24 protein-coding genes, 2 tRNA genes, 1 rRNA gene and 1 pseudogene are annotated in these 18,548 nt (G+C 51.0%); 22 read left to right on the top strand and 6 right to left on the bottom strand.

Annotated elements, in window-relative coordinates:
* The first annotated feature begins 1 nt into the window (after position 1).
* From rpsE to KFZ77_RS01810, 13 genes and pseudogenes are all read left to right on the top strand, one after another.
* Positions 2–502: a 30S ribosomal protein S5 gene (gene rpsE / locus KFZ77_RS01750; RefSeq protein WP_024549507.1), complete on the top strand. Its 501-nt coding sequence runs from the start codon at positions 2–4 to the stop codon at positions 500–502.
* Between the two features lie 6 nt (positions 503–508).
* On the top strand, positions 509–688 hold the full coding sequence (rpmD, locus tag KFZ77_RS01755; RefSeq protein ID WP_004846568.1) for a 50S ribosomal protein L30: 180 nt from the start codon (positions 509–511) through the stop codon (positions 686–688).
* Between the two features lie 3 nt (positions 689–691).
* Entirely contained in the window at positions 692–1,126 is a 435-nt protein-coding gene (gene rplO / locus KFZ77_RS01760) for a 50S ribosomal protein L15 (protein WP_031523912.1), read from the top strand.
* A 7-nt stretch (positions 1,127–1,133) separates the two neighbouring features.
* Positions 1,134–2,465 carry a preprotein translocase subunit SecY gene (gene secY / locus KFZ77_RS01765; RefSeq protein WP_031523913.1) on the top strand — a complete coding sequence of 444 codons (1,332 nt, stop codon included), beginning with the start codon at positions 1,134–1,136 and terminating at the stop codon, positions 2,463–2,465.
* 30 nt (positions 2,466–2,495) lie between these two features.
* Positions 2,496–2,612, top strand: a complete 117-nt coding sequence (gene rpmJ / locus KFZ77_RS01770) for a 50S ribosomal protein L36 (protein ID WP_000868187.1) — start codon at positions 2,496–2,498, stop codon at positions 2,610–2,612.
* Between the two features lie 146 nt (positions 2,613–2,758).
* Complete coding sequence (gene rpsM, locus KFZ77_RS01775; protein ID WP_008457189.1) at positions 2,759–3,115, top strand: 30S ribosomal protein S13; 357 nt, start codon at positions 2,759–2,761, stop codon at positions 3,113–3,115.
* Between the two features lie 16 nt (positions 3,116–3,131).
* Positions 3,132–3,521 carry a 30S ribosomal protein S11 gene (gene rpsK, locus KFZ77_RS01780; RefSeq protein WP_002919257.1) on the top strand — a complete coding sequence of 130 codons (390 nt, stop codon included), beginning with the start codon at positions 3,132–3,134 and terminating at the stop codon, positions 3,519–3,521.
* Between the two features lie 31 nt (positions 3,522–3,552).
* Positions 3,553–4,173, top strand: a complete 621-nt coding sequence (gene rpsD, locus KFZ77_RS01785; RefSeq protein WP_031523916.1) for a 30S ribosomal protein S4 — start codon at positions 3,553–3,555, stop codon at positions 4,171–4,173.
* A 25-nt stretch (positions 4,174–4,198) separates the two neighbouring features.
* Entirely contained in the window at positions 4,199–5,188 is a 990-nt protein-coding gene (locus KFZ77_RS01790; protein WP_006817265.1) for a DNA-directed RNA polymerase subunit alpha, read from the top strand.
* A gap of 40 nt (positions 5,189–5,228) precedes the next feature.
* Positions 5,229–5,612, top strand: coding sequence for a 50S ribosomal protein L17 (rplQ, locus tag KFZ77_RS01795; protein ID WP_024549511.1), 384 nt, complete (start codon positions 5,229–5,231; stop codon positions 5,610–5,612).
* A 101-nt stretch (positions 5,613–5,713) separates the two neighbouring features.
* Positions 5,714–6,082 (top strand): DnaJ family domain-containing protein, encoded by a 369-nt coding sequence (locus KFZ77_RS01800; RefSeq protein ID WP_264385282.1) that lies wholly within the window; start codon positions 5,714–5,716, stop codon positions 6,080–6,082.
* The gene (zntR, locus tag KFZ77_RS01805) at positions 6,082–6,507 is read left to right on the top strand and encodes a Zn(2+)-responsive transcriptional regulator (protein ID WP_031523918.1); all 426 of its coding nucleotides are present in this window, start codon (positions 6,082–6,084) and stop codon (positions 6,505–6,507) included. The genes KFZ77_RS01800 and zntR overlap by 1 nt, the downstream gene beginning before the upstream one ends.
* Positions 6,508–6,563: 56 nt before the next feature.
* Positions 6,564–6,775: pseudogene (locus KFZ77_RS01810) on the top strand (alternative ribosome-rescue factor A); the annotation flags it as partial.
* A gap of 3 nt (positions 6,776–6,778) precedes the next feature.
* Here the strand turns inward: KFZ77_RS01810 and mscL are convergent.
* From mscL to def, 5 genes are all read right to left on the bottom strand, one after another.
* A complete protein-coding gene (gene mscL, locus KFZ77_RS01815) occupies positions 6,779–7,189 on the bottom strand; it encodes a large-conductance mechanosensitive channel protein MscL (protein ID WP_031523920.1) in 411 nt (136 codons plus the stop codon).
* A gap of 145 nt (positions 7,190–7,334) precedes the next feature.
* Positions 7,335–8,711, bottom strand: a complete 1,377-nt coding sequence (gene trkA, locus KFZ77_RS01820) for a Trk system potassium transporter TrkA (RefSeq protein WP_031523921.1) — start codon at positions 8,709–8,711, stop codon at positions 7,335–7,337.
* A gap of 38 nt (positions 8,712–8,749) precedes the next feature.
* The gene (rsmB, locus tag KFZ77_RS01825) at positions 8,750–10,039 is read right to left on the bottom strand and encodes a 16S rRNA (cytosine(967)-C(5))-methyltransferase RsmB (protein WP_264385283.1); all 1,290 of its coding nucleotides are present in this window, start codon (positions 10,037–10,039) and stop codon (positions 8,750–8,752) included.
* A gap of 71 nt (positions 10,040–10,110) precedes the next feature.
* A complete protein-coding gene (gene fmt, locus KFZ77_RS01830; protein WP_264385284.1) occupies positions 10,111–11,058 on the bottom strand; it encodes a methionyl-tRNA formyltransferase in 948 nt (315 codons plus the stop codon).
* 19 nt (positions 11,059–11,077) lie between these two features.
* Positions 11,078–11,599 (bottom strand): peptide deformylase, encoded by a 522-nt coding sequence (gene def / locus KFZ77_RS01835; RefSeq protein ID WP_264385285.1) that lies wholly within the window; start codon positions 11,597–11,599, stop codon positions 11,078–11,080.
* 119 nt (positions 11,600–11,718) lie between these two features.
* On the opposite strand from def, the gene dprA reads away from it, so the two are divergent.
* From dprA to KFZ77_RS01865, 6 genes are read left to right on the top strand one after another with little or no spacing between them, the layout of a single operon-like run.
* Positions 11,719–12,843 (top strand): DNA-protecting protein DprA, encoded by a 1,125-nt coding sequence (dprA, locus tag KFZ77_RS01840; RefSeq protein WP_264385286.1) that lies wholly within the window; start codon positions 11,719–11,721, stop codon positions 12,841–12,843.
* Positions 12,815–13,288, top strand: a complete 474-nt coding sequence (smg, locus tag KFZ77_RS01845; RefSeq protein ID WP_031523934.1) for a DUF494 family protein Smg — start codon at positions 12,815–12,817, stop codon at positions 13,286–13,288. The genes dprA and smg overlap by 29 nt, the downstream gene beginning before the upstream one ends.
* A gap of 23 nt (positions 13,289–13,311) precedes the next feature.
* On the top strand, positions 13,312–13,854 hold the full coding sequence (locus KFZ77_RS01850) for a DNA topoisomerase family protein (RefSeq protein ID WP_072002053.1): 543 nt from the start codon (positions 13,312–13,314) through the stop codon (positions 13,852–13,854).
* 4 nt (positions 13,855–13,858) lie between these two features.
* Positions 13,859–14,431 carry an L-threonylcarbamoyladenylate synthase type 1 TsaC gene (gene tsaC, locus KFZ77_RS01855; protein ID WP_264385287.1) on the top strand — a complete coding sequence of 191 codons (573 nt, stop codon included), beginning with the start codon at positions 13,859–13,861 and terminating at the stop codon, positions 14,429–14,431.
* A gap of 3 nt (positions 14,432–14,434) precedes the next feature.
* Complete coding sequence (aroE, locus tag KFZ77_RS01860) at positions 14,435–15,253, top strand: shikimate dehydrogenase (protein WP_264385288.1); 819 nt, start codon at positions 14,435–14,437, stop codon at positions 15,251–15,253.
* Entirely contained in the window at positions 15,250–15,507 is a 258-nt protein-coding gene (locus tag KFZ77_RS01865) for a DUF1488 family protein (RefSeq protein WP_264385289.1), read from the top strand. Before aroE ends, KFZ77_RS01865 begins: the two co-directional genes overlap by 4 nt.
* On the opposite strand, the gene KFZ77_RS01870 is transcribed toward KFZ77_RS01865, so the two are convergent.
* Positions 15,483–16,037: a gamma carbonic anhydrase family protein gene (locus KFZ77_RS01870; RefSeq protein ID WP_264385290.1), complete on the bottom strand. Its 555-nt coding sequence runs from the start codon at positions 16,035–16,037 to the stop codon at positions 15,483–15,485. The genes KFZ77_RS01865 and KFZ77_RS01870 overlap by 25 nt on opposite strands.
* 474 nt (positions 16,038–16,511) lie before the next feature.
* Here KFZ77_RS01870 and KFZ77_RS01875 point away from each other — a divergent pair.
* From KFZ77_RS01875 to KFZ77_RS01885, 3 genes are all read left to right on the top strand, one after another.
* A 16S ribosomal RNA gene (locus KFZ77_RS01875) occupies positions 16,512–18,053 on the top strand.
* Positions 18,054–18,123: 70 nt separating this feature from the next.
* A tRNA-Ile gene (locus KFZ77_RS01880) sits at positions 18,124–18,200 on the top strand.
* Between the two features lie 108 nt (positions 18,201–18,308).
* Positions 18,309–18,384: transfer RNA gene (locus tag KFZ77_RS01885), tRNA-Ala, on the top strand.
* Positions 18,385–18,548 lie beyond the last annotated feature (164 nt).

An 18,548-nucleotide genomic window follows, 5' to 3' on the forward strand; every position in this document is an offset into this window, starting at 1 on the left:
GATGGCACACATCGAGAAACAAGCTGGCGAACTGCAGGAAAAGCTGATCGCGGTTAACCGCGTATCTAAAACTGTTAAAGGTGGCCGTATCTTTAGCTTCACCGCTCTTACTGTAGTGGGTGATGGCAACGGTCGCGTAGGTTTTGGTTACGGTAAAGCACGCGAAGTTCCGGCAGCGATCCAGAAAGCGATGGAAAAAGCCCGTCGCAATATGATTAACGTCGCGCTGAACCACGGCACCCTGCAGCACCCGGTTAAAGGTGTTCACACGGGTTCTCGTGTATTCATGCAGCCGGCTTCCGAAGGTACCGGTATTATCGCCGGTGGTGCAATGCGCGCCGTTCTGGAAGTCGCTGGGGTTCATAACGTTCTGGCTAAAGCATATGGTTCCACCAACCCGATTAACGTGGTTCGTGCAACTATTGATGGCCTGGAAAGCATGAAGTCCCCAGAAATGGTCGCTGCCAAGCGTGGTAAATCCGTTGAAGAAATTCTGGGGTAATTGACCATGGCAAAGACTATTAAAATCACTCAAACCCGCAGTGCAATCGGTCGTCTGCCGAAACACAAGGCAACGCTGCTTGGCCTGGGTCTGCGTCGTATTGGTCATACCGTTGAGCGTGAGGATACTCCCGCTGTACGTGGTATGGTCAACGCGGTTTCCTACATGGTTAAAGTTGAGGAGTAAGAGATGCGTTTAAATACTCTGTCTCCGGCCGAAGGGTCTAAGCACGCTTCCAAGCGTCTGGGTCGTGGTATCGGTTCTGGCCTCGGTAAAACCGGTGGTCGTGGTCACAAAGGTCAGAACTCTCGTTCTGGCGGTGGCGTACGTCGCGGTTTCGAGGGTGGCCAGATGCCACTGTATCGCCGTCTGCCGAAGTTCGGCTTCACCTCTCGTAAAGCTATGGTGACCGCAGAAGTGCGTCTGTCCGAGCTGGCGAAAGTTGATGGTGATGTGGTTGACCTGAACACACTGAAAGCTGCAAACATTATCGGTATTCAGATCGAATTCGCGAAAGTGATTCTGTCTGGCGAAGTAACTCGTCCGGTAACCGTTCGTGGCCTGCGTGTGACTAAAGGCGCTCGTGCTGCTATCGAAGCTGCTGGCGGTAAAATCGAGGAATAAGTAGCAGATGGCAAAACAACCGGGATTAGATTTTCAAAGTGCTAAAGGCGGCCTCGGCGAGCTGAAACGCAGACTTTTGTTTGTTATCGGTGCGCTGATTGTGTTCCGTATTGGTTCTTTTATTCCGATCCCTGGTATTGATGCCGCTGTACTTGCCAAACTGCTTGAGCAACAGCGAGGCACCATCATTGAAATGTTTAACATGTTCTCTGGTGGTGCTCTCAGCCGTGCTTCTATCTTTGCCCTGGGTATTATGCCGTATATTTCGGCGTCTATTATTATCCAGCTTCTGACAGTGGTTCATCCAACCCTGGCAGAAATTAAGAAAGAAGGGGAGTCTGGTCGTCGTAAGATCAGCCAGTACACCCGCTACGGTACTCTGGTGCTGGCAATATTCCAGTCAATCGGTATTGCTACCGGTTTACCGAATATGCCTGGTATGCAAGGTCTGGTATTAAACCCGGGCTTTGCATTCTATTTCACCGCTGTTGTGAGTCTGGTGACAGGAACAATGTTCCTGATGTGGCTGGGCGAACAGATTACTGAACGTGGTATCGGTAACGGTATCTCAATCATTATCTTCGCCGGTATCGTTGCGGGTCTTCCGCCAGCGATCGCCCACACCATCGAGCAAGCGCGGCAGGGCGACCTGCACTTCCTCCTGTTGCTGTTGGTTGCAGTATTAGTATTCGCAGTGACGTTCTTTGTTGTGTTTGTTGAGCGTGGTCAGCGCCGTATTGTGGTCAACTACGCTAAACGTCAACAGGGTCGTCGTGTCTATGCTGCACAGAGCACACATTTACCGCTGAAAGTGAATATGGCGGGTGTAATCCCGGCAATCTTCGCTTCCAGTATTATTCTGTTCCCGGCAACCATCGCGTCATGGTTCGGGGGCGGTACTGGTTGGAACTGGCTGACAACAATTTCGCTGTATTTGCAGCCTGGGCAACCGCTTTATGTGTTACTCTATGCGTCTGCAATCATCTTCTTCTGTTTCTTCTACACGGCGTTGGTTTTCAACCCGCGTGAAACAGCAGATAACCTGAAGAAGTCCGGTGCATTTGTACCAGGAATTCGTCCGGGAGAGCAAACGGCGAAGTATATTGATAAAGTAATGACCCGCCTGACCCTGGTCGGTGCGCTCTACATTACTTTTATTTGCCTGATCCCGGAGTTCATGCGTGATGCGATGAAAGTGCCGTTCTACTTCGGTGGGACTTCACTATTAATCGTCGTAGTCGTCATCATGGACTTTATGGCTCAAGTGCAAACTCTAATGATGTCCAGTCAGTATGAGTCTGCATTGAAGAAAGCGAACCTCAAAGGCTATGGCCGATAAAAGGCGCTTGAGAAGTTACGGAGAGTAAAAATGAAAGTTCGTGCTTCCGTCAAGAAATTATGCCGTAACTGCAAAATCGTTAAACGTGATGGCGTCATCCGTGTGATTTGCAGTGCCGAGCCGAAGCATAAACAGCGTCAAGGCTGATTATCTCGCATATTTTTCTTGCAAAGTCGGGTTGAGCTGGCTAGATTAGCCAGCCAATCTTTTGTATGTCTGTACGTATCCATTTGAGTATCCTGAAAACGGGCTTTTCAGCATGGTGCGTGCTTATCAAATAGTAGGAGTGCATAGTGGCCCGTATAGCAGGCATTAACATTCCTGATCAAAAACACGCTGTGATCGCATTAACTTCGATCTACGGTGTCGGCAAAACCCGTTCCAAAGCTATCTGTGCTGCGGCGGGCATCGCTGAAGATGTTAAGATCAGTGAGCTGTCTGAAGAACAAATCGACACGCTGCGTGACGAAGTTGCCAAATTTGTCGTTGAAGGTGATCTGCGCCGTGAAGTTAGCATGAGCATCAAGCGCCTTATGGACCTTGGTTGCTATCGCGGTTTGCGTCATCGTCGTGGTCTGCCAGTGCGCGGTCAGCGTACTAAGACCAACGCACGTACCCGTAAGGGTCCGCGCAAACCGATCAAGAAATAATCGGGGTGATTGAATAATGGCAAAGGCACCAATTCGTGCACGTAAACGTGTAAGAAAACAAGTCTCTGACGGCGTGGCTCATATCCATGCTTCTTTCAACAACACCATCGTTACTATTACTGATCGTCAGGGTAACGCTTTGGGTTGGGCAACTGCCGGTGGTTCCGGTTTCCGTGGTTCGCGTAAATCCACTCCGTTCGCAGCTCAGGTTGCAGCAGAGCGTTGCGCTGAAGCCGTGAAAGAATACGGTATCAAGAACCTGGAAGTTATGGTTAAGGGACCGGGTCCGGGCCGCGAATCTACTATTCGTGCTCTGAACGCCGCTGGTTTCCGCATCACTAATATTACTGATGTGACTCCGATCCCTCACAACGGTTGTCGTCCGCCGAAAAAACGTCGCGTATAACGCCCGTTTTTAGGAATGTTGGAGAAAGAAAATGGCAAGATATTTGGGTCCTAAGCTCAAGCTGAGCCGTCGTGAGGGCACAGACCTGTTCCTTAAGTCTGGCGTTCGCGCGATCGATACCAAGTGTAAAATTGAACAAGCTCCTGGCCAGCACGGTGCGCGTAAACCGCGTCTGTCTGACTATGGTGTGCAGTTGCGTGAAAAGCAAAAAGTTCGCCGTATCTACGGTGTGCTGGAGCGTCAGTTCCGTAACTACTATAAAGAAGCAGCCCGTCTGAAAGGCAACACCGGTGAAAACCTGCTTGCTCTGCTGGAAGGCCGTCTGGACAACGTAGTTTATCGTATGGGCTTTGGCGCTACTCGCGCAGAAGCACGTCAGCTGGTTAGCCATAAAGCAGTTATGGTTAACGGCCGCGTTGTTAACATCGCTTCTTATCAGGTAACTCCGAATGACGTAGTCAGCATCCGTGAGAAAGCCAAAAAGCAATCTCGCGTGAAGGCCGCTCTGGAGCTGGCTGAACAGCGTGAAAAGCCAACCTGGCTGGAAGTTGATGCTGGCAAGATGGAAGGTACGTTCAAGCGTAAGCCGGAGCGTTCTGATCTGTCTGCGGACATTAACGAACACCTGATCGTCGAGCTTTACTCCAAGTAAAGCTTAGTACCAAAGAGAGGACACAATGCAGGGTTCTGTGACAGAGTTTCTAAAACCGCGCCTGGTAGATATCGAGCAAGTGAGTTCGACGCACGCCAAGGTGACCCTTGAGCCTTTAGAGCGTGGCTTTGGCCATACTCTGGGTAACGCACTGCGCCGTATTCTGCTTTCGTCGATGCCGGGTTGCGCGGTGACCGAGGTTGAGATTGATGGTGTACTACATGAGTACAGCACCAAAGAAGGCGTTCAGGAAGATATCCTGGAGATCCTGCTCAACCTGAAAGGGCTGGCGGTGAAAGTTCAAGGTAAAGATGAAGTTATTCTTACCCTGAATAAATCTGGCATTGGCCCTGTAACCGCAGCCGACATCACCCACGACGGTGATGTCGAAATCGTCAAGCCACAGCACGTGATCTGTCACCTGACCGATGAGAACGCAGCTATTAGCATGCGCATCAAAGTTCAGCGTGGTCGTGGTTATGTGCCGGCATCTGCCCGAATTCATTCGGAAGAAGATGAGCGCCCGATCGGCCGTCTGTTGGTCGACGCTTGCTACAGCCCTGTAGAGCGTATTGCCTACAATGTTGAAGCAGCGCGTGTAGAACAGCGTACCGACCTGGACAAGCTGGTCATCGAAATGGAAACCAACGGCACTATCGATCCTGAAGAGGCGATTCGTCGTGCGGCGACCATTCTGGCAGAACAACTTGAAGCTTTCGTTGACTTACGTGATGTACGTCAGCCAGAAGTTAAAGAAGAGAAACCAGAGTTCGATCCGATCCTGCTGCGCCCTGTTGACGATCTGGAATTGACTGTCCGCTCTGCTAACTGCCTCAAGGCAGAAGCTATCCACTATATCGGTGATCTGGTACAGCGTACCGAGGTTGAGTTGCTGAAAACGCCGAACCTTGGTAAAAAATCTCTTACTGAGATTAAAGACGTGCTCGCCTCACGTGGTCTGTCTCTGGGTATGCGCCTGGAAAACTGGCCGCCGGCAAGCATTGCTGACGAGTAACCGGATCACAGGTTAAGGTTTTACTGAGAAGGATAAGGTCATGCGCCATCGTAAGAGTGGTCGTCAACTGAACCGCAACAGCAGCCATCGCCAGGCTATGTTCCGCAACATGGCAGGTTCTCTGGTTCGTCATGAGATCATCAAGACGACCCTGCCTAAAGCGAAAGAGCTGCGTCGCGTAGTTGAGCCGCTGATTACTCTTGCCAAGACTGACAGCGTTGCAAATCGTCGTCTGGCATTCGCCCGCACTCGTGATAACGAGATCGTGGCAAAACTGTTTAACGAGCTGGGTCCGCGTTTTGCGGCCCGTGCCGGTGGTTACACTCGTATTCTGAAGTGTGGCTTCCGTGCAGGCGACAACGCGCCGATGGCTTACATCGAGCTGGTTGACCGCGCTGAGAAAACAGAAGCAGCTGCAGAGTAATCTGTAGCAACAGAAAAAACCCGCCTCGGCGGGTTTTTTTTTATCTCTTTTTCAGAGTATGTTTTCTTCTCTGACTGTGGCAAGGCTACCAGGAGCATGAAATGAACTTACTCGATCAATGGGCAGAAAGTCACATAGCTGAAGCCATGCGTAATGGTGAATTCGATAAGTTACAGGGGCAAGGGCAGAGACTGGTACTGGATGATGATTCACATGTGCCTTCAGAACTTAGGGCTGGCTATCGCCTTTTAAAAAATGCTGGCTATTTACCACCTGAACTCGAACAACGACGCGAAGCGGTGCAACTAAATGAGCTTCTGAATTCTATCGAACCCTGTCATCCGGACCGAATTGCCTTGAGTAAAAAGCTCGCATTACTGGAACTCAAGCTTCAGCAGGCAGGTGTCAGCACTGATTTCCTGCGTAGTGACTATGGTCAGCATGTAATAGATCGAGTGGAGGGTAATTAATGTACCGCATCGGTGAGTTAGCAAAGATAGCTGGCGTTACGCCCGATACTATTCGTTACTACGAAAAGCAAAAGATGATGGCGCATAACATTAGAACGGAAGGCGGGTTTCGGCTTTATGACGCAGAGGACCTACAGCGATTGAAGTTTATCCGCTATGCACGGGAAACCGGATTTACTCTCGAGGCTATCCGGGAATTGTTATCGATTCGCATCGATCCAGAACATCACACCTGTCAGGAGTCAAAAAGTATTGTGCAGATGCGTCTACAGGAGGTTGAGACGCGTATCGATGAGTTGCAAAAGATGAAGCGTTCTTTACAGCGACTTAATGACGCCTGCTGTGGTACCGCGCATAGCAGCGTATCGTGTTCAATCCTGGAAGCTATTGAGCAAGGTGCAAAAGATTTTGAACCACGGCGTTGAATTTATGGCTACCCGTGACTACAATTTCGCCGCACTAAAATCTAAGGAATTTAATAATGAGCCGGTATCAACATACTAAAGGTAAGATTAACGACAATGCTATCGAGGCGTTACTGCATGACCCTTTATTTCGACAGCGGATTGAGAAGAATCATAAAGGGAAAGGAAGTTACCAACGGAAAGGGAAACATGCAAAACGGGGTAATTGGGAGGCCAGTGGTAAAATAATAAATGTTATTTTTCCACTGGCCTTCTGGTTTTAAACGCGGGATCAGGGGCGGTTGTTTTGCTCTTTAAGCAGATCGCGGATTTCGCTCAGCAATACCTGTTCTTTTGATGGTGCTGGCGCCGCTTTCGGCTCTTCTTTCTTGCGATGCAGTTTATTCATCAGCTTAATAGCAAGGAAGATTGCAAACGCAACGATAATAAAATCGAAAATGTTCTGAATGAACACGCCATAGTGCATTACCACTGCCGGCGTATCGCCAAGGGCAGGACGAAGTGTCCAGGCAAATTGTTTAAAATCCACCCCGCCAATCAACAAGCCCAACGGTGGCATAATAATATCAGCAACCAGAGAAGAAACGATCTTACCGAAAGCTGCCCCGATAATCACACCCACTGCCAAATCAACAACATTCCCGCGCATCGCGAATTCGCGAAACTCTTTAAAAAAACTCATTTTTATGACTCCTTATTCCAGCGGATGCCTTTAAGTCTAACAAAGGATCGGGGGTTTTCAATTTATTAGCGACACGGTTCACAAAAATAAAACCTGATATTTCAAGGGGAAATAGGAGCAGAGCGGCATATTTGCCGCTCTGAGCTTAAAGGAAGAAGGGGCTGGGCTGGAATAAACGCTCTACATCAGTGACGAATTTTTTATCGGTCAGGAACATGATGACGTGGTCACCTTGTTCGATGCGCAAGTTATCATTAGCAATCATAACGTCATTACCACGCACTACAGCACCGATGATAGTACCCGGCGGTAGCTTGATATCATCAATGACACGGCCAACCACGCGGGATGTACTTTCATCACCATGCGCTACTGCTTCGATCGCTTCCGCTACGCCGCGACGCAGGGATGAAACGCCAACGATATCAGCCTTGCGTACGTGGCCAAGCAGGGCGGAAATAGTTGCCTGCTGAGGCGAGATAGCTATGTCAATAACGCTGCCCTGAACGAGATCGACATATGCTTTACGCTGAATAAGCACCATGACTTTCCTGGCACCCATACGCTTCGCCAGCATCGCCGACATGATGTTGGCTTCATCGTCATTGGTTACGGCAATGAAAAGATCAACCTGATCGATATGCTCTTCCGCAAGCAGTTCTTGATCCGATGCATCGCCAAAAAACACGATCGTGTTCTGAAGCTTTTCGGCAAGTTCCGCTGCGCGCTGCTGATCCCGCTCGATCAACTTCACGCTGTAATGCTTTTCAAGCTTTTGCGCCAGGCCTGCACCGATATTCCCGCCACCAACCAGCATAATGCGCTTGTAGGGTTTTTCCAGGCGCTGCAGCTCGCTCATCACCGCTCGAATATGTTGAGAGGCTGCGATAAAGAACACCTCATCGCCAGCTTCAACAATAGTCGAGCCTTGCGGACGGATTGGACGATCGTGACGGAAGATTGCTGCCACGCGAGTATCAATGTGCGGCATATGCTCGCGCATGGTTGATAAGGCATTGCCGACGAGAGGGCCGCCATAATAGGCTTTCACTACTGCGAGGCTAACCTTGCCTTCAGCAAAGTTCACCACCTGCAGCGCACCCGGATATTCAATTAAGCGATGAATATTATCGATAACAAGCTGCTCGGGCGCGATCAGATGATCAATAGGTACGGCTTCGGAGTTAAATAGCTTATCCGCGTCGCGAACATAATCCGGCGCACGAATACGCGCAATACGGTTCGGCGTATTGAATAGTGAATAGGCCACCTGACAAGCAACCATATTCGTTTCATCTGAACTGGTTACGGCAACAAGCATATCCGCATCATCTGCGCCTGCCTCGCGCAATACGCGAGGATGAGAACCATGACCCTGAACGACGCGCAGATCGAACTTATCCTGCAGAATGCGTAAACGCTCACCATTAGTATCAACGACGGTGATGTCGTTATTCTCGCCCACCAGGTTTTCTGCCAGCGTGCCGCCTACCTGGCCTGCACCGAGAATGATTATTTTCATCTGTATCGCGTCTCACTCAGTTATGAGGGTATGCACCCTCACTGTTTGATTAGCTTAGCGTAAAAGAAACCGTCACCTTCCGTTTCGCCAGGCAGGTTCTGTAAGCCAGGTTTGGCTGTTGTGCCCGTGTCGCCCAGCTTTGCATCCGCTGTGCGTGCCAGAAAACGTACGATCTGTTCACTGTTTTCTTCGGGCAATACCGAACATGTGGCGTACAGCAAGGTACCCCCTGGCTTGAGATGTGGCCAGATAGCATCCAGAATCTCAGATTGCAGCTGCGTCAACTCTGCGATATCGCGATCGCGGCGCAGCCATTTAATATCAGGATGTCGGCGAATTACGCCAGTTGCAGAGCAAGGGGCATCAAGCAGAATGCGGTCAAATTGTTTGTCTCCACACCAGCTGCCTGGCTCGCGCCCGTCGCCCTGTTTAACCTCCGCACGCATACCGAGACGTTTGAGATTATCGTAAACGCGTGAAAGGCGTCCTGCGTCTACATCAACAGCCATGACATTGGCTTGAGGTGCAGCTTCAAGAATGTGTGTTGTTTTACCGCCTGGTGCAGCGCAAAGATCGAGGATGCTCTCACCATTCTGTGGTTCAAGCAGCGAAACACAACCCTGAGCTGATGCATCCTGAACTGTCACCCAGCCATCATCAAAGCCCGGCAATGCCTGAACAGGACACGGCGTTTCAAGACGTACGGCATCCGGATAGTCAGGGTGCGTATAGCCGGTGATCCCTGCTTCTTCGAGCATACTAATCCAGGCATCCCGGCTGTGGTGTTGACGATTCACGCGCAGCCACATCGGCGGACGCTGGTTGTTTGCCTCTACGATAGATTCCCATTGCTGTGGATACGCGGTACGCAGGCGGTTCAACAACCATGCCGGATGAAGAAAGCGAATTTCACCCTTCATCGCGTCGTCAGCAAGAGTGTCCTGTTGGCGCTGAAACTGACGCAGCACACCGTTAATTACACCTTTAAACTGCTGACGCTTAATCGCAACCGCGCCCTCCACTGTTTCAGCCAGCGCGGCATGTGGAGGAATACGGGTGTAAAGCATCTGATAGAAACCCACCATGATGAGATAATGCACGGTACGCTGCTTGCCGGTCATCGGGCGAGACATTAATTTGTTAACCAGCCACTCCAGTTGCGGGAGGGTGCGCAAAACTCCGAAACATAGCTCCTGCAAAAGCGCCCGATCTTTATCGGACACTTTTTGCTGCAGTGGAGGCAATACGTTACTGAGAGATTGCCCTTTCTCTACTACCTGCTCAACGGCTTGTGCCGCCAGGCTGCGAAGGTTAATTGATTTTTTCATAGCTACAATCTGGATCTGCGCGGGTCAGAAAGAAAAATGCCCGGAAATGCCGGGCAGTCACCATGCCTGTATCAGGCGAGAACGGATCCGGGGATGAACCAGTCCCGGCGCGAATTCAGCAACTCATGTGCTTTCATCGCTTTTTTGCCTGCGGGTTGAAGCTCTTCGATATTTAACACGCCGTCAGCCGTAGCGATTTGTATGCCATGTTTATTAGCATCAATAATAGTGCCCGGCGCGGCGGTGCTGGCAGCGTTCACTACGGTAGCTTTCCAGACTTTAACTGGCTGGTCATCAACCACGAAGTAGCTCATTGGCCAGGGATTGAAAGCCCGGATACAACGTTCAAGTTGTTCAGCCGGCAAATTCCAGTTGAGCCGCGCTTCTTCTTTACTGAGTTTCTCAGCGTAAGTGACCAGTGTCTCATCCTGAACTTCCGGTTGCGCATTCCCTGTCGCCAGCTGATCCAGCGTGGTAAGTAGCCCCTGAGGACCAAGGCTGGCCAGCTTGTCGTAAAGCGTTGCGCTGGTATCTTCAATGCTAATTGGGCAGGAAAGCTTAAACAGCATGTCCCCGGTATCCAGTCCGACATCCATCTGCATGATAGTTACGCCGGTTTCAGCATCACCCGCCCACAACGCGCGCTGGATTGGTGCCGCGCCGCGCCAGCGTGGCAGCAGCGAACCGTGTACATTGATACATCCCAGACGTGGCATATCCAGCACTGCTTTCGGCAGGATCAAACCGTAGGCAACCACCACCATGACATCGGCCTTGAGATCGGCAACAAGTTGCTGATTTTCTACCGGACGCAATGAAGCAGGCTGAAAAACCGGAATTTGATGTTCCTGTGCCAGCACTTTTACCGGTGACGGCATCAGTTTCTTCCCGCGCCCGGCAGGGCGATCGGGTTGGGTAAATACCCCGACGACCTGATGCGCAGAAGAGAGCAGCGCATCAAGATGATGCGCTGCGAAGTCCGGGGTACCGGCAAAAATAATTCGTAATGAATCGGACACGTTATTCCTTGTCTCGGTGTTAGCTCGTCGCGCGTGATTTGGTATTCATACGGTCAAGCTTTTCAACTTTCTGTCGGATACGCTGGCGTTTCATCGGAGACAGATAGTCAATAAACAGCTTGCCTACGAGGTGATCCATTTCATGCTGAATACAGATAGCCAGCAGACCGTCCGCTTCCAGCTCAAAGGCTTTGCCATCGCGATCGAGCGCGCGAATTTTCACTTTCTCTGCACGTGGGACAAATGCCCGCTGTTCCGGAATAGAAAGACACCCTTCTTCAATACCCGTCTCGCCGGATTGCTCCAGTAGCTCAGGGTTGATAAGCACCAGACGCTCATCACGGCTGTCGGACACGTCGATAACGATAATACGCTGATGAATATCGACCTGCGTCGCTGCAAGACCAATACCTTCTTCGGCATACATCGTTTCGAACATATCATCGACGATACGCTGAATTTGCGCATCCACTTCTTTAACCGGTTCAGCGACAATGCGAAGCCGCTCGTCCGGAATATGTAATACCTGCAAAACTGACATATTTATCCAGAGCTGTATTCAGGAGTTGATAAGATTCTTACCTCTATTCTAGACAAATCCCCCCTTGATTGACAGCATCCATAACCGGCAATAGCGGGTGTGCGAGCGGGGTAAAGGGAATGTCGCCAACTGAAATTTGGTTACGCCTGATGGCGATACAGTCAATGAAGGGCGAGCAGATGCAGTGCGCTGCTAATTTCATGCTGAGCGGGGCGATGAAAACGACGGACATCGCCTTTTGTCCGCAGGTGACAGCAGCCCAGGCGGCGCAATTCTGCAAACCTTCAGAGAATGATATTGACGCAGCGCTGAGCTGGCTTGAACTGCCCAACCATGCTCTGCTTACCGTTGACGATCCTGCATACCCGCCGCAGCTGCGGGCAATTGACTGGTTTCCCGGTGCGATTTTTGTTGCAGGAGACACGAAGCTGTTGAGTCAGACACAGCTCGCTGTGGTAGGGAGCCGTAATCAATCATGGTATGGCGAGCAGTGGGGAAGAACCTTTTGTGAAGCGCTGGCATCCAGTGGATTGGTGATCACCAGTGGACTGGCTTTAGGTATCGACGGTGTGGCTCACCGTGCCGCCCTCGCTGCGCATGGAAAAACCGTGGCGGTACCGGGTAGCGGCTTTCATCATCTCTATCCCAAAAGGCATACGCGTCTGGCTCAGGAGATAGTCGAAAATGGAGGTGCGCTGGTTTCTGAATTTCCGCTCACTACCACCCCCTGGCCCGGAAATTTTCCTCGGCGCAATCGAATTATTAGTGGATTAAGCGTAGGCACATTTGTCGTCGAAGCCTCACACCGGAGCGGTTCACTGATAACGGCTCGTTATGCATTAGAGCAGGGCCGCGAAGTTTTTGCACTGCCCGGACCACTGGGTAATCCGGGCTGTGAAGGAACCCATGCGCTTATCAGACAAGGCGCAGTTTTAGTGTCACAACCAGAGGATATTCTGGAGTATTTGCACAGTGAATTACACTGGCTGCATTCAGCAGAAAAAAATGGAAATAAATTGTTAAATCAGGAAGCCCTTCCATTGCCATTTCCTGAGCTGTTAGCTAACGTAGGAGATGAGGTTACACCTGTTGACGTCGTCGCTGAACGTGCCGGCCAGCCTGTGCCAGTTGCGGTAGCGCAGCTACTTGAACTGGAGTTAGCAGGCTGGATCGCAGCTGTACCCGGCGGCTATGTCCGATTAAGGAGGGCAAGCCATGTTCGACGTACTAATGTATTTATTTGAAACCTACATTCATAACGAAGCAGAAATGCGTGTGGACCAGGATAAATTGACTACCGATCTGGCCGAAGCAGGGTTTGATCGTGAAGATATTTACAACGCGTTGATATGGCTGGAAAAGCTGGCTGATTATCAGGATGGCCTTGTCGAGCCAATGCAGCTCGCTTCCGATCCGCTCTCAGTCCGTGTATACACTACCGAAGAGAGCCAGCGTCTGGACGCCAGCTGCCGCGGATTCCTGTTATTCCTGGAGCAAATTCAGGTGCTGAACCTCGATACACGTGAAATGGTGATTGAACGTGTGATGGCGCTGGATACTCTGGAGTTCGATCTTGAGGATCTCAAATGGGTGATCCTGATGGTTCTGTTCAATTTGCCAGGGTGTGAAAATGCCTATCAGCAAATGGAAGAATTACTCTTCGAAGTAAATGAAGGTATGCTGCACTGAACTTTTAAGGCAGCAGAATAGCTATGGTCAAATCAGCACTTTTTACGGTGCGTAACAATGAGCCCTGCCCACAATGCGGGGCTGAACTTGTCATCAGGACCGGAAAGCACGGTCCGTTTCAGGGTTGCTCAACTTATCCGGAATGCAACTACGTTCGCCCTTTGAAAAGCCAGGCGGATGGGCATGTTGTTAAAATTCTGGAGGGGCAACATTGCCCGGCATGCAACGCAACGCTGGTATTACGGCAGGGGCGTTTCGGGATGTTTATCGGATGCGGTAACTATCCGGAATGCGAGCATACCGAAACTATTGATAAGCCTGACGATACGTCAGTCACCTGTCCGCAGTGTCAGAAAGGACAACTTGTCCAGCGCCGCTCTCGCTTCGGCAAAACGTTTCACTCCTGTGAGCGCTATCCCGAATGCCAGTTCGTTATCAATTTCAAACCTGTAGCGGGAGAGTGTCCTGAGTGTCACTATCCATTGCTCATCGAGAAAAAGACGGCGCAGGGTATTAAGCATTTCTGCGCCAGTAAACAATGTGGAAAACCGGTGACGGTAATATAAGCCTGTGAATACTAATCTACATACCGACACGGTGAACGATATCGTCGCGGTACTTAAGCAAGAGCGTGTCATCGCCTATCCTACCGAAGCCGTGTTCGGCGTCGGCTGCGATCCTGACAGCGAAACCGCGGTAACGCGCCTTCTTGAGCTCAAACAGCGTCCGGTGGAAAAGGGGTTGATCCTCATAGCCGCCAGCTACGAGCAGCTTAAACCTTATATTGATGATACGACGCTTACCGCCAGCCAAAAAAAGGCTGTTTTTGACAGCTGGCCGGGGCCGGTAACCTTCGTATTCCCGGCCAAAACCACCACCCCGCGCTGGCTGACCGGGCAGTTCGATTCGCTGGCAGTGCGTGTGACGAATCATCCGCTGGTGGTGGAGCTGTGTAACGCTTTTGGTAAACCACTGGTATCAACCAGTGCGAATCTGACCGGTCAGCCGCCTTGCCGTGATGTTGCGGAAGTGATTGCCCAGTTTGGCCCTGAGTTTCCCGTCCTGAAAGGTGATACGGGCGGGCGCCTCAATCCTTCAGAGATACGTGATGCCCTGACGGGTAAACTGTTTCGCCAGGGGTAGCTTATGGATGCGTACGTTGTTATTGGAAATCCTGTTGCTCACAGTAAGTCTCCCCAGATCCATGCTGAATTTGCAGCGCAGTTGGGAATTACTCATCCCTATGGACGCCTGCTGGCACCCGTAGAAGGCTTTCTGGAAAGCCTGGAAAGCTTTATAGCCGCGGGTGGTAAAGGCGCTAACGTAACCGTGCCTTTCAAAGAGCAGGCATTTGCTCGCGCTGATGAGCTGACCGAACGCGCGGCATTAGCCGGTGCGGTTAATACCCTGAAGCGTCTCGAAGATGGTCGTTTACTTGGCGATAATACGGATGGCATCGGTTTGCTAAGCGATCTTCAGCGTCTTGGTTTGATTAAGCCGCGCGATCGTATTTTGCTGGTGGGGGCTGGTGGAGCTGCGCGCGGGGTGATCCTTCCGCTGCTGTCCCTGGAGTGCGCAGTTACTATTACCAATCGTACTGCCAGTCGCGCACAAGAACTGGCTCATCTGTTCGGTCATACGGGGAGCGTCGAAGCGGTAAGCCTGGATGCGCTTGATGGACGTGAGTTCGATCTAATCATCAATGCGACATCAAGTGGTATTGCCGGTGATATTCCGGCATTACCCGCTTCGCTACTTAATGAACAGGTCCGCTGCTATGACATGTTTTATCAGCGTGGCCTGACTCCCTTCCTGATGTGGTGTCAGGCGCATGGCGCTACGCATATTGCCGATGGTCTGGGAATGCTGGTGGGCCAGGCTGCACATGCGGTTTTACTCTGGCATGGTGAGCTGCCTGACGTAGCGCCGGTGATTTCCCGGCTCAAGCGTGAACTCACTGCATGAACCAGGCCATTCAGTTTCCCGAACGCGAGGAGTGGGTAGAAGCAAAAGCAGCTATCTGTTTTCCTGCGTTGGCTCACGGTATGCAGCTTACTTGTGCTATTTCACGGGCAAGCCTGGCGCGTCGTTTCGGTGGTGATACCCCAGGTGAGTGGATGGCTGCATTTCAGGCCAACCGCTGGGATCTGGAAGATGAGGCCGAGCAGATGATCGCACATCAACAGGACGACGATCAGGGCTGGTTCTGGTTATCCTGAGCCAGGTACTCATCTTTCCACTTAACATAGTTATTTGCTGAATAGAGCAGACCCTCTCGTTCAGCGGGTGTTAACGGGCGGATTTTTTTTACTGGACTGCCCAGATAAAGGTATCCGCTTTCAAGATGCTTGTTTTGTGGCACGAGGCTCCCGGCACCCACCATAACCTCATCTTCTATTACTGCCCCATCAAGAACTATCGATCCCATCCCAACCAGTACCCGGTTGCCAATCGTGCAGCCGTGCAGCATTGCTTTGTGTCCCACCGTCACATCTTCACCAATCAACAGCGGGTTGCCTTCCGGGTTATAGGAGGATTTATGGGTCACGTGCAACACGCTGCCATCCTGTATGTTTGTGCGAGCTCCGATAGCGACAAAGTTAACGTCGCCGCGGATCGCGACCAGCGGCCAGATCCCAACATCATCGGATATGCGAACATCGCCAATCACAACGCTTGTACTATCTACCATTACACGTAAGCCCAGCTCAGGGTGATTATCTTTATAGGAGCGTAAAGCGATTGTCATAGTTACCTCGATCCAGATAAGTAATGAATTAATGACTTTGGAGGGGATTAGGGGCGTAGGCAAGTACCAAATGCGTCATATTTTGCGCAGATCGTTCAGGATCAGAACAAAAAGAATGAAAAAGCAGCGGTTGAAAGAAAAGATCGAAAAAAGGGTTGTGCAAAAAATTGGGATCCCTATAATGCGCCTCCGTTGACCCGGCAATGTGAATCACTTCACAACGTAAGCCGGAACGACACAGAGAAAAAACTTCGAATTTGAGGTTGACTCTGAAAGAGGAAAGCGTAATATACGCCACCTCGCGACAGCAGGCTGTAAGCCGCGTCGCACTGCTCTTTAACAATTTATCAGACAATCTGTGTGGGCACTCGGGGCACTGATATCTTTCACGTCGCAAGACGAAAAAGCATTATCAAGTCTCAAGAGTGAACACGTAATTCATTACGAAGTTTAATTCTTTGAGCATCAAACTTTAAATTGAAGAGTTTGATCATGGCTCAGATTGAACGCTGGCGGCAGGCCTAACACATGCAAGTCGAACGGTAACAGGAAGCAGCTTGCTGCTTCGCTGACGAGTGGCGGACGGGTGAGTAATGTCTGGGGATCTGCCTGATGGAGGGGGATAACTACTGGAAACGGTAGCTAATACCGCATAACGTCGCAAGACCAAAGAGGGGGACCTTCGGGCCTCTTGCCATCAGATGAACCCAGATGGGATTAGCTAGTAGGTGGGGTAACGGCTCACCTAGGCGACGATCCCTAGCTGGTCTGAGAGGATGACCAGCCACACTGGAACTGAGACACGGTCCAGACTCCTACGGGAGGCAGCAGTGGGGAATATTGCACAATGGGCGCAAGCCTGATGCAGCCATGCCGCGTGTATGAAGAAGGCCTTCGGGTTGTAAAGTACTTTCAGCGAGGAGGAAGGTGGTGAGTTTAATACACTCATCAATTGACGTTACTCGCAGAAGAAGCACCGGCTAACTCCGTGCCAGCAGCCGCGGTAATACGGAGGGTGCAAGCGTTAATCGGAATTACTGGGCGTAAAGCGCACGCAGGCGGTCTGTCAAGTCGGATGTGAAATCCCCGGGCTCAACCTGGGAACTGCATCCGAAACTGGCAGGCTTGAGTCTCGTAGAGGGGGGTAGAATTCCAGGTGTAGCGGTGAAATGCGTAGAGATCTGGAGGAATACCGGTGGCGAAGGCGGCCCCCTGGACGAAGACTGACGCTCAGGTGCGAAAGCGTGGGGAGCAAACAGGATTAGATACCCTGGTAGTCCACGCCGTAAACGATGTCGACTTGGAGGTTGTTCCCTTGAGGAGTGGCTTCCGGAGCTAACGCGTTAAGTCGACCGCCTGGGGAGTACGGCCGCAAGGTTAAAACTCAAATGAATTGACGGGGGCCCGCACAAGCGGTGGAGCATGTGGTTTAATTCGATGCAACGCGAAGAACCTTACCTGGCCTTGACATCCAGAGAACTTAGCAGAGATGCTTTGGTGCCTTCGGGAACTCTGAGACAGGTGCTGCATGGCTGTCGTCAGCTCGTGTTGTGAAATGTTGGGTTAAGTCCCGCAACGAGCGCAACCCTTATCCTTTGTTGCCAGCGATTCGGTCGGGAACTCAAAGGAGACTGCCGGTGATAAACCGGAGGAAGGTGGGGATGACGTCAAGTCATCATGGCCCTTACGGCCAGGGCTACACACGTGCTACAATGGCGTATACAAAGAGAAGCGACCTCGCGAGAGCAAGCGGACCTCATAAAGTACGTCGTAGTCCGGATTGGAGTCTGCAACTCGACTCCATGAAGTCGGAATCGCTAGTAATCGTGGATCAGAATGCCACGGTGAATACGTTCCCGGGCCTTGTACACACCGCCCGTCACACCATGGGAGTGGGTTGCAAAAGAAGTAGGTAGCTTAACCTTCGGGAGGGCGCTTACCACTTTGTGATTCATGACTGGGGTGAAGTCGTAACAAGGTAACCGTAGGGGAACCTGCGGTTGGATCACCTCCTTACCTTAAAAGATACAACTCCGCAGTGCTCACACAGATTGTCTGATAGAAAACGAGCAGTAAAAACCTCTCCAGGCTTGTAGCTCAGGTGGTTAGAGCGCACCCCTGATAAGGGTGAGGTCGGTGGTTCAAGTCCACTCAGGCCTACCAGATTCCTTCTGAATACTGCGTTGCGAAATAACTCGCATACTGATGTATGCGTCGTCATTCCGCGCCTTGTCTCAGAAGAAATCCCGGTAAGAGGTTAATCACTACGATGGGGCTATAGCTCAGCTGGGAGAGCGCCTGCTTTGCACGCAGGAGGTCTGCGGTTCGATCCCGCATAGCTCCACCATCAACTCAGGTTGATACCCTACTTCAGAGTGTACTGGGAACAGTATGCTGCGAAGTATTATGCTCTTTAACAATCCGGAACAAGCTGAAAATTGAAACGACACACTGTTTCTGTTCTCCGTAAACAAGAACAGAAAAAGGTGTGTTCGAGTCTCTCAAATGCTT

Origin of the sequence: Siccibacter colletis (assembly GCF_025914095.1) — a bacterium.
GTDB classification, from domain to species: domain Bacteria; phylum Pseudomonadota; class Gammaproteobacteria; order Enterobacterales; family Enterobacteriaceae; genus Siccibacter; species Siccibacter colletis.

What these genes read in the sequence shown, in the direction of transcription:
- rpsE (WP_024549507.1), top strand. Translation starts at nt 2, where the DNA reads ATGGCACACATCGAGAAACAAGCTGGCGAACTGCAGGAAAAGCTGATC.
- rpmD (WP_004846568.1), top strand. Translation starts at nt 509, where the DNA reads ATGGCAAAGACTATTAAAATCACTCAAACCCGCAGTGCAATCGGTCGT.
- rplO (WP_031523912.1), top strand. Translation starts at nt 692, where the DNA reads ATGCGTTTAAATACTCTGTCTCCGGCCGAAGGGTCTAAGCACGCTTCC.
- secY (WP_031523913.1), top strand. Translation starts at nt 1,134, where the DNA reads ATGGCAAAACAACCGGGATTAGATTTTCAAAGTGCTAAAGGCGGCCTC.
- rpmJ (WP_000868187.1), top strand. Translation starts at nt 2,496, where the DNA reads ATGAAAGTTCGTGCTTCCGTCAAGAAATTATGCCGTAACTGCAAAATC.
- rpsK (WP_002919257.1), top strand. Translation starts at nt 3,132, where the DNA reads ATGGCAAAGGCACCAATTCGTGCACGTAAACGTGTAAGAAAACAAGTC.
- rpsD (WP_031523916.1), top strand. Translation starts at nt 3,553, where the DNA reads ATGGCAAGATATTTGGGTCCTAAGCTCAAGCTGAGCCGTCGTGAGGGC.
- KFZ77_RS01790 (WP_006817265.1), top strand. Translation starts at nt 4,199, where the DNA reads ATGCAGGGTTCTGTGACAGAGTTTCTAAAACCGCGCCTGGTAGATATC.
- rplQ (WP_024549511.1), top strand. Translation starts at nt 5,229, where the DNA reads ATGCGCCATCGTAAGAGTGGTCGTCAACTGAACCGCAACAGCAGCCAT.
- KFZ77_RS01800 (WP_264385282.1), top strand. Translation starts at nt 5,714, where the DNA reads ATGAACTTACTCGATCAATGGGCAGAAAGTCACATAGCTGAAGCCATG.
- zntR (WP_031523918.1), top strand. Translation starts at nt 6,082, where the DNA reads ATGTACCGCATCGGTGAGTTAGCAAAGATAGCTGGCGTTACGCCCGAT.
- mscL (WP_031523920.1), bottom strand. Translation starts at nt 7,189, where the DNA reads ATGAGTTTTTTTAAAGAGTTTCGCGAATTCGCGATGCGCGGGAATGTT.
- trkA (WP_031523921.1), bottom strand. Translation starts at nt 8,711, where the DNA reads ATGAAAATAATCATTCTCGGTGCAGGCCAGGTAGGCGGCACGCTGGCA.
- rsmB (WP_264385283.1), bottom strand. Translation starts at nt 10,039, where the DNA reads ATGAAAAAATCAATTAACCTTCGCAGCCTGGCGGCACAAGCCGTTGAG.
- def (WP_264385285.1), bottom strand. Translation starts at nt 11,599, where the DNA reads ATGTCAGTTTTGCAGGTATTACATATTCCGGACGAGCGGCTTCGCATT.
- dprA (WP_264385286.1), top strand. Translation starts at nt 11,719, where the DNA reads ATGTCGCCAACTGAAATTTGGTTACGCCTGATGGCGATACAGTCAATG.
- smg (WP_031523934.1), top strand. Translation starts at nt 12,815, where the DNA reads ATGTTCGACGTACTAATGTATTTATTTGAAACCTACATTCATAACGAA.
- KFZ77_RS01850 (WP_072002053.1), top strand. Translation starts at nt 13,312, where the DNA reads ATGGTCAAATCAGCACTTTTTACGGTGCGTAACAATGAGCCCTGCCCA.
- aroE (WP_264385288.1), top strand. Translation starts at nt 14,435, where the DNA reads ATGGATGCGTACGTTGTTATTGGAAATCCTGTTGCTCACAGTAAGTCT.
- KFZ77_RS01865 (WP_264385289.1), top strand. Translation starts at nt 15,250, where the DNA reads ATGAACCAGGCCATTCAGTTTCCCGAACGCGAGGAGTGGGTAGAAGCA.
- KFZ77_RS01870 (WP_264385290.1), bottom strand. Translation starts at nt 16,037, where the DNA reads ATGACAATCGCTTTACGCTCCTATAAAGATAATCACCCTGAGCTGGGC.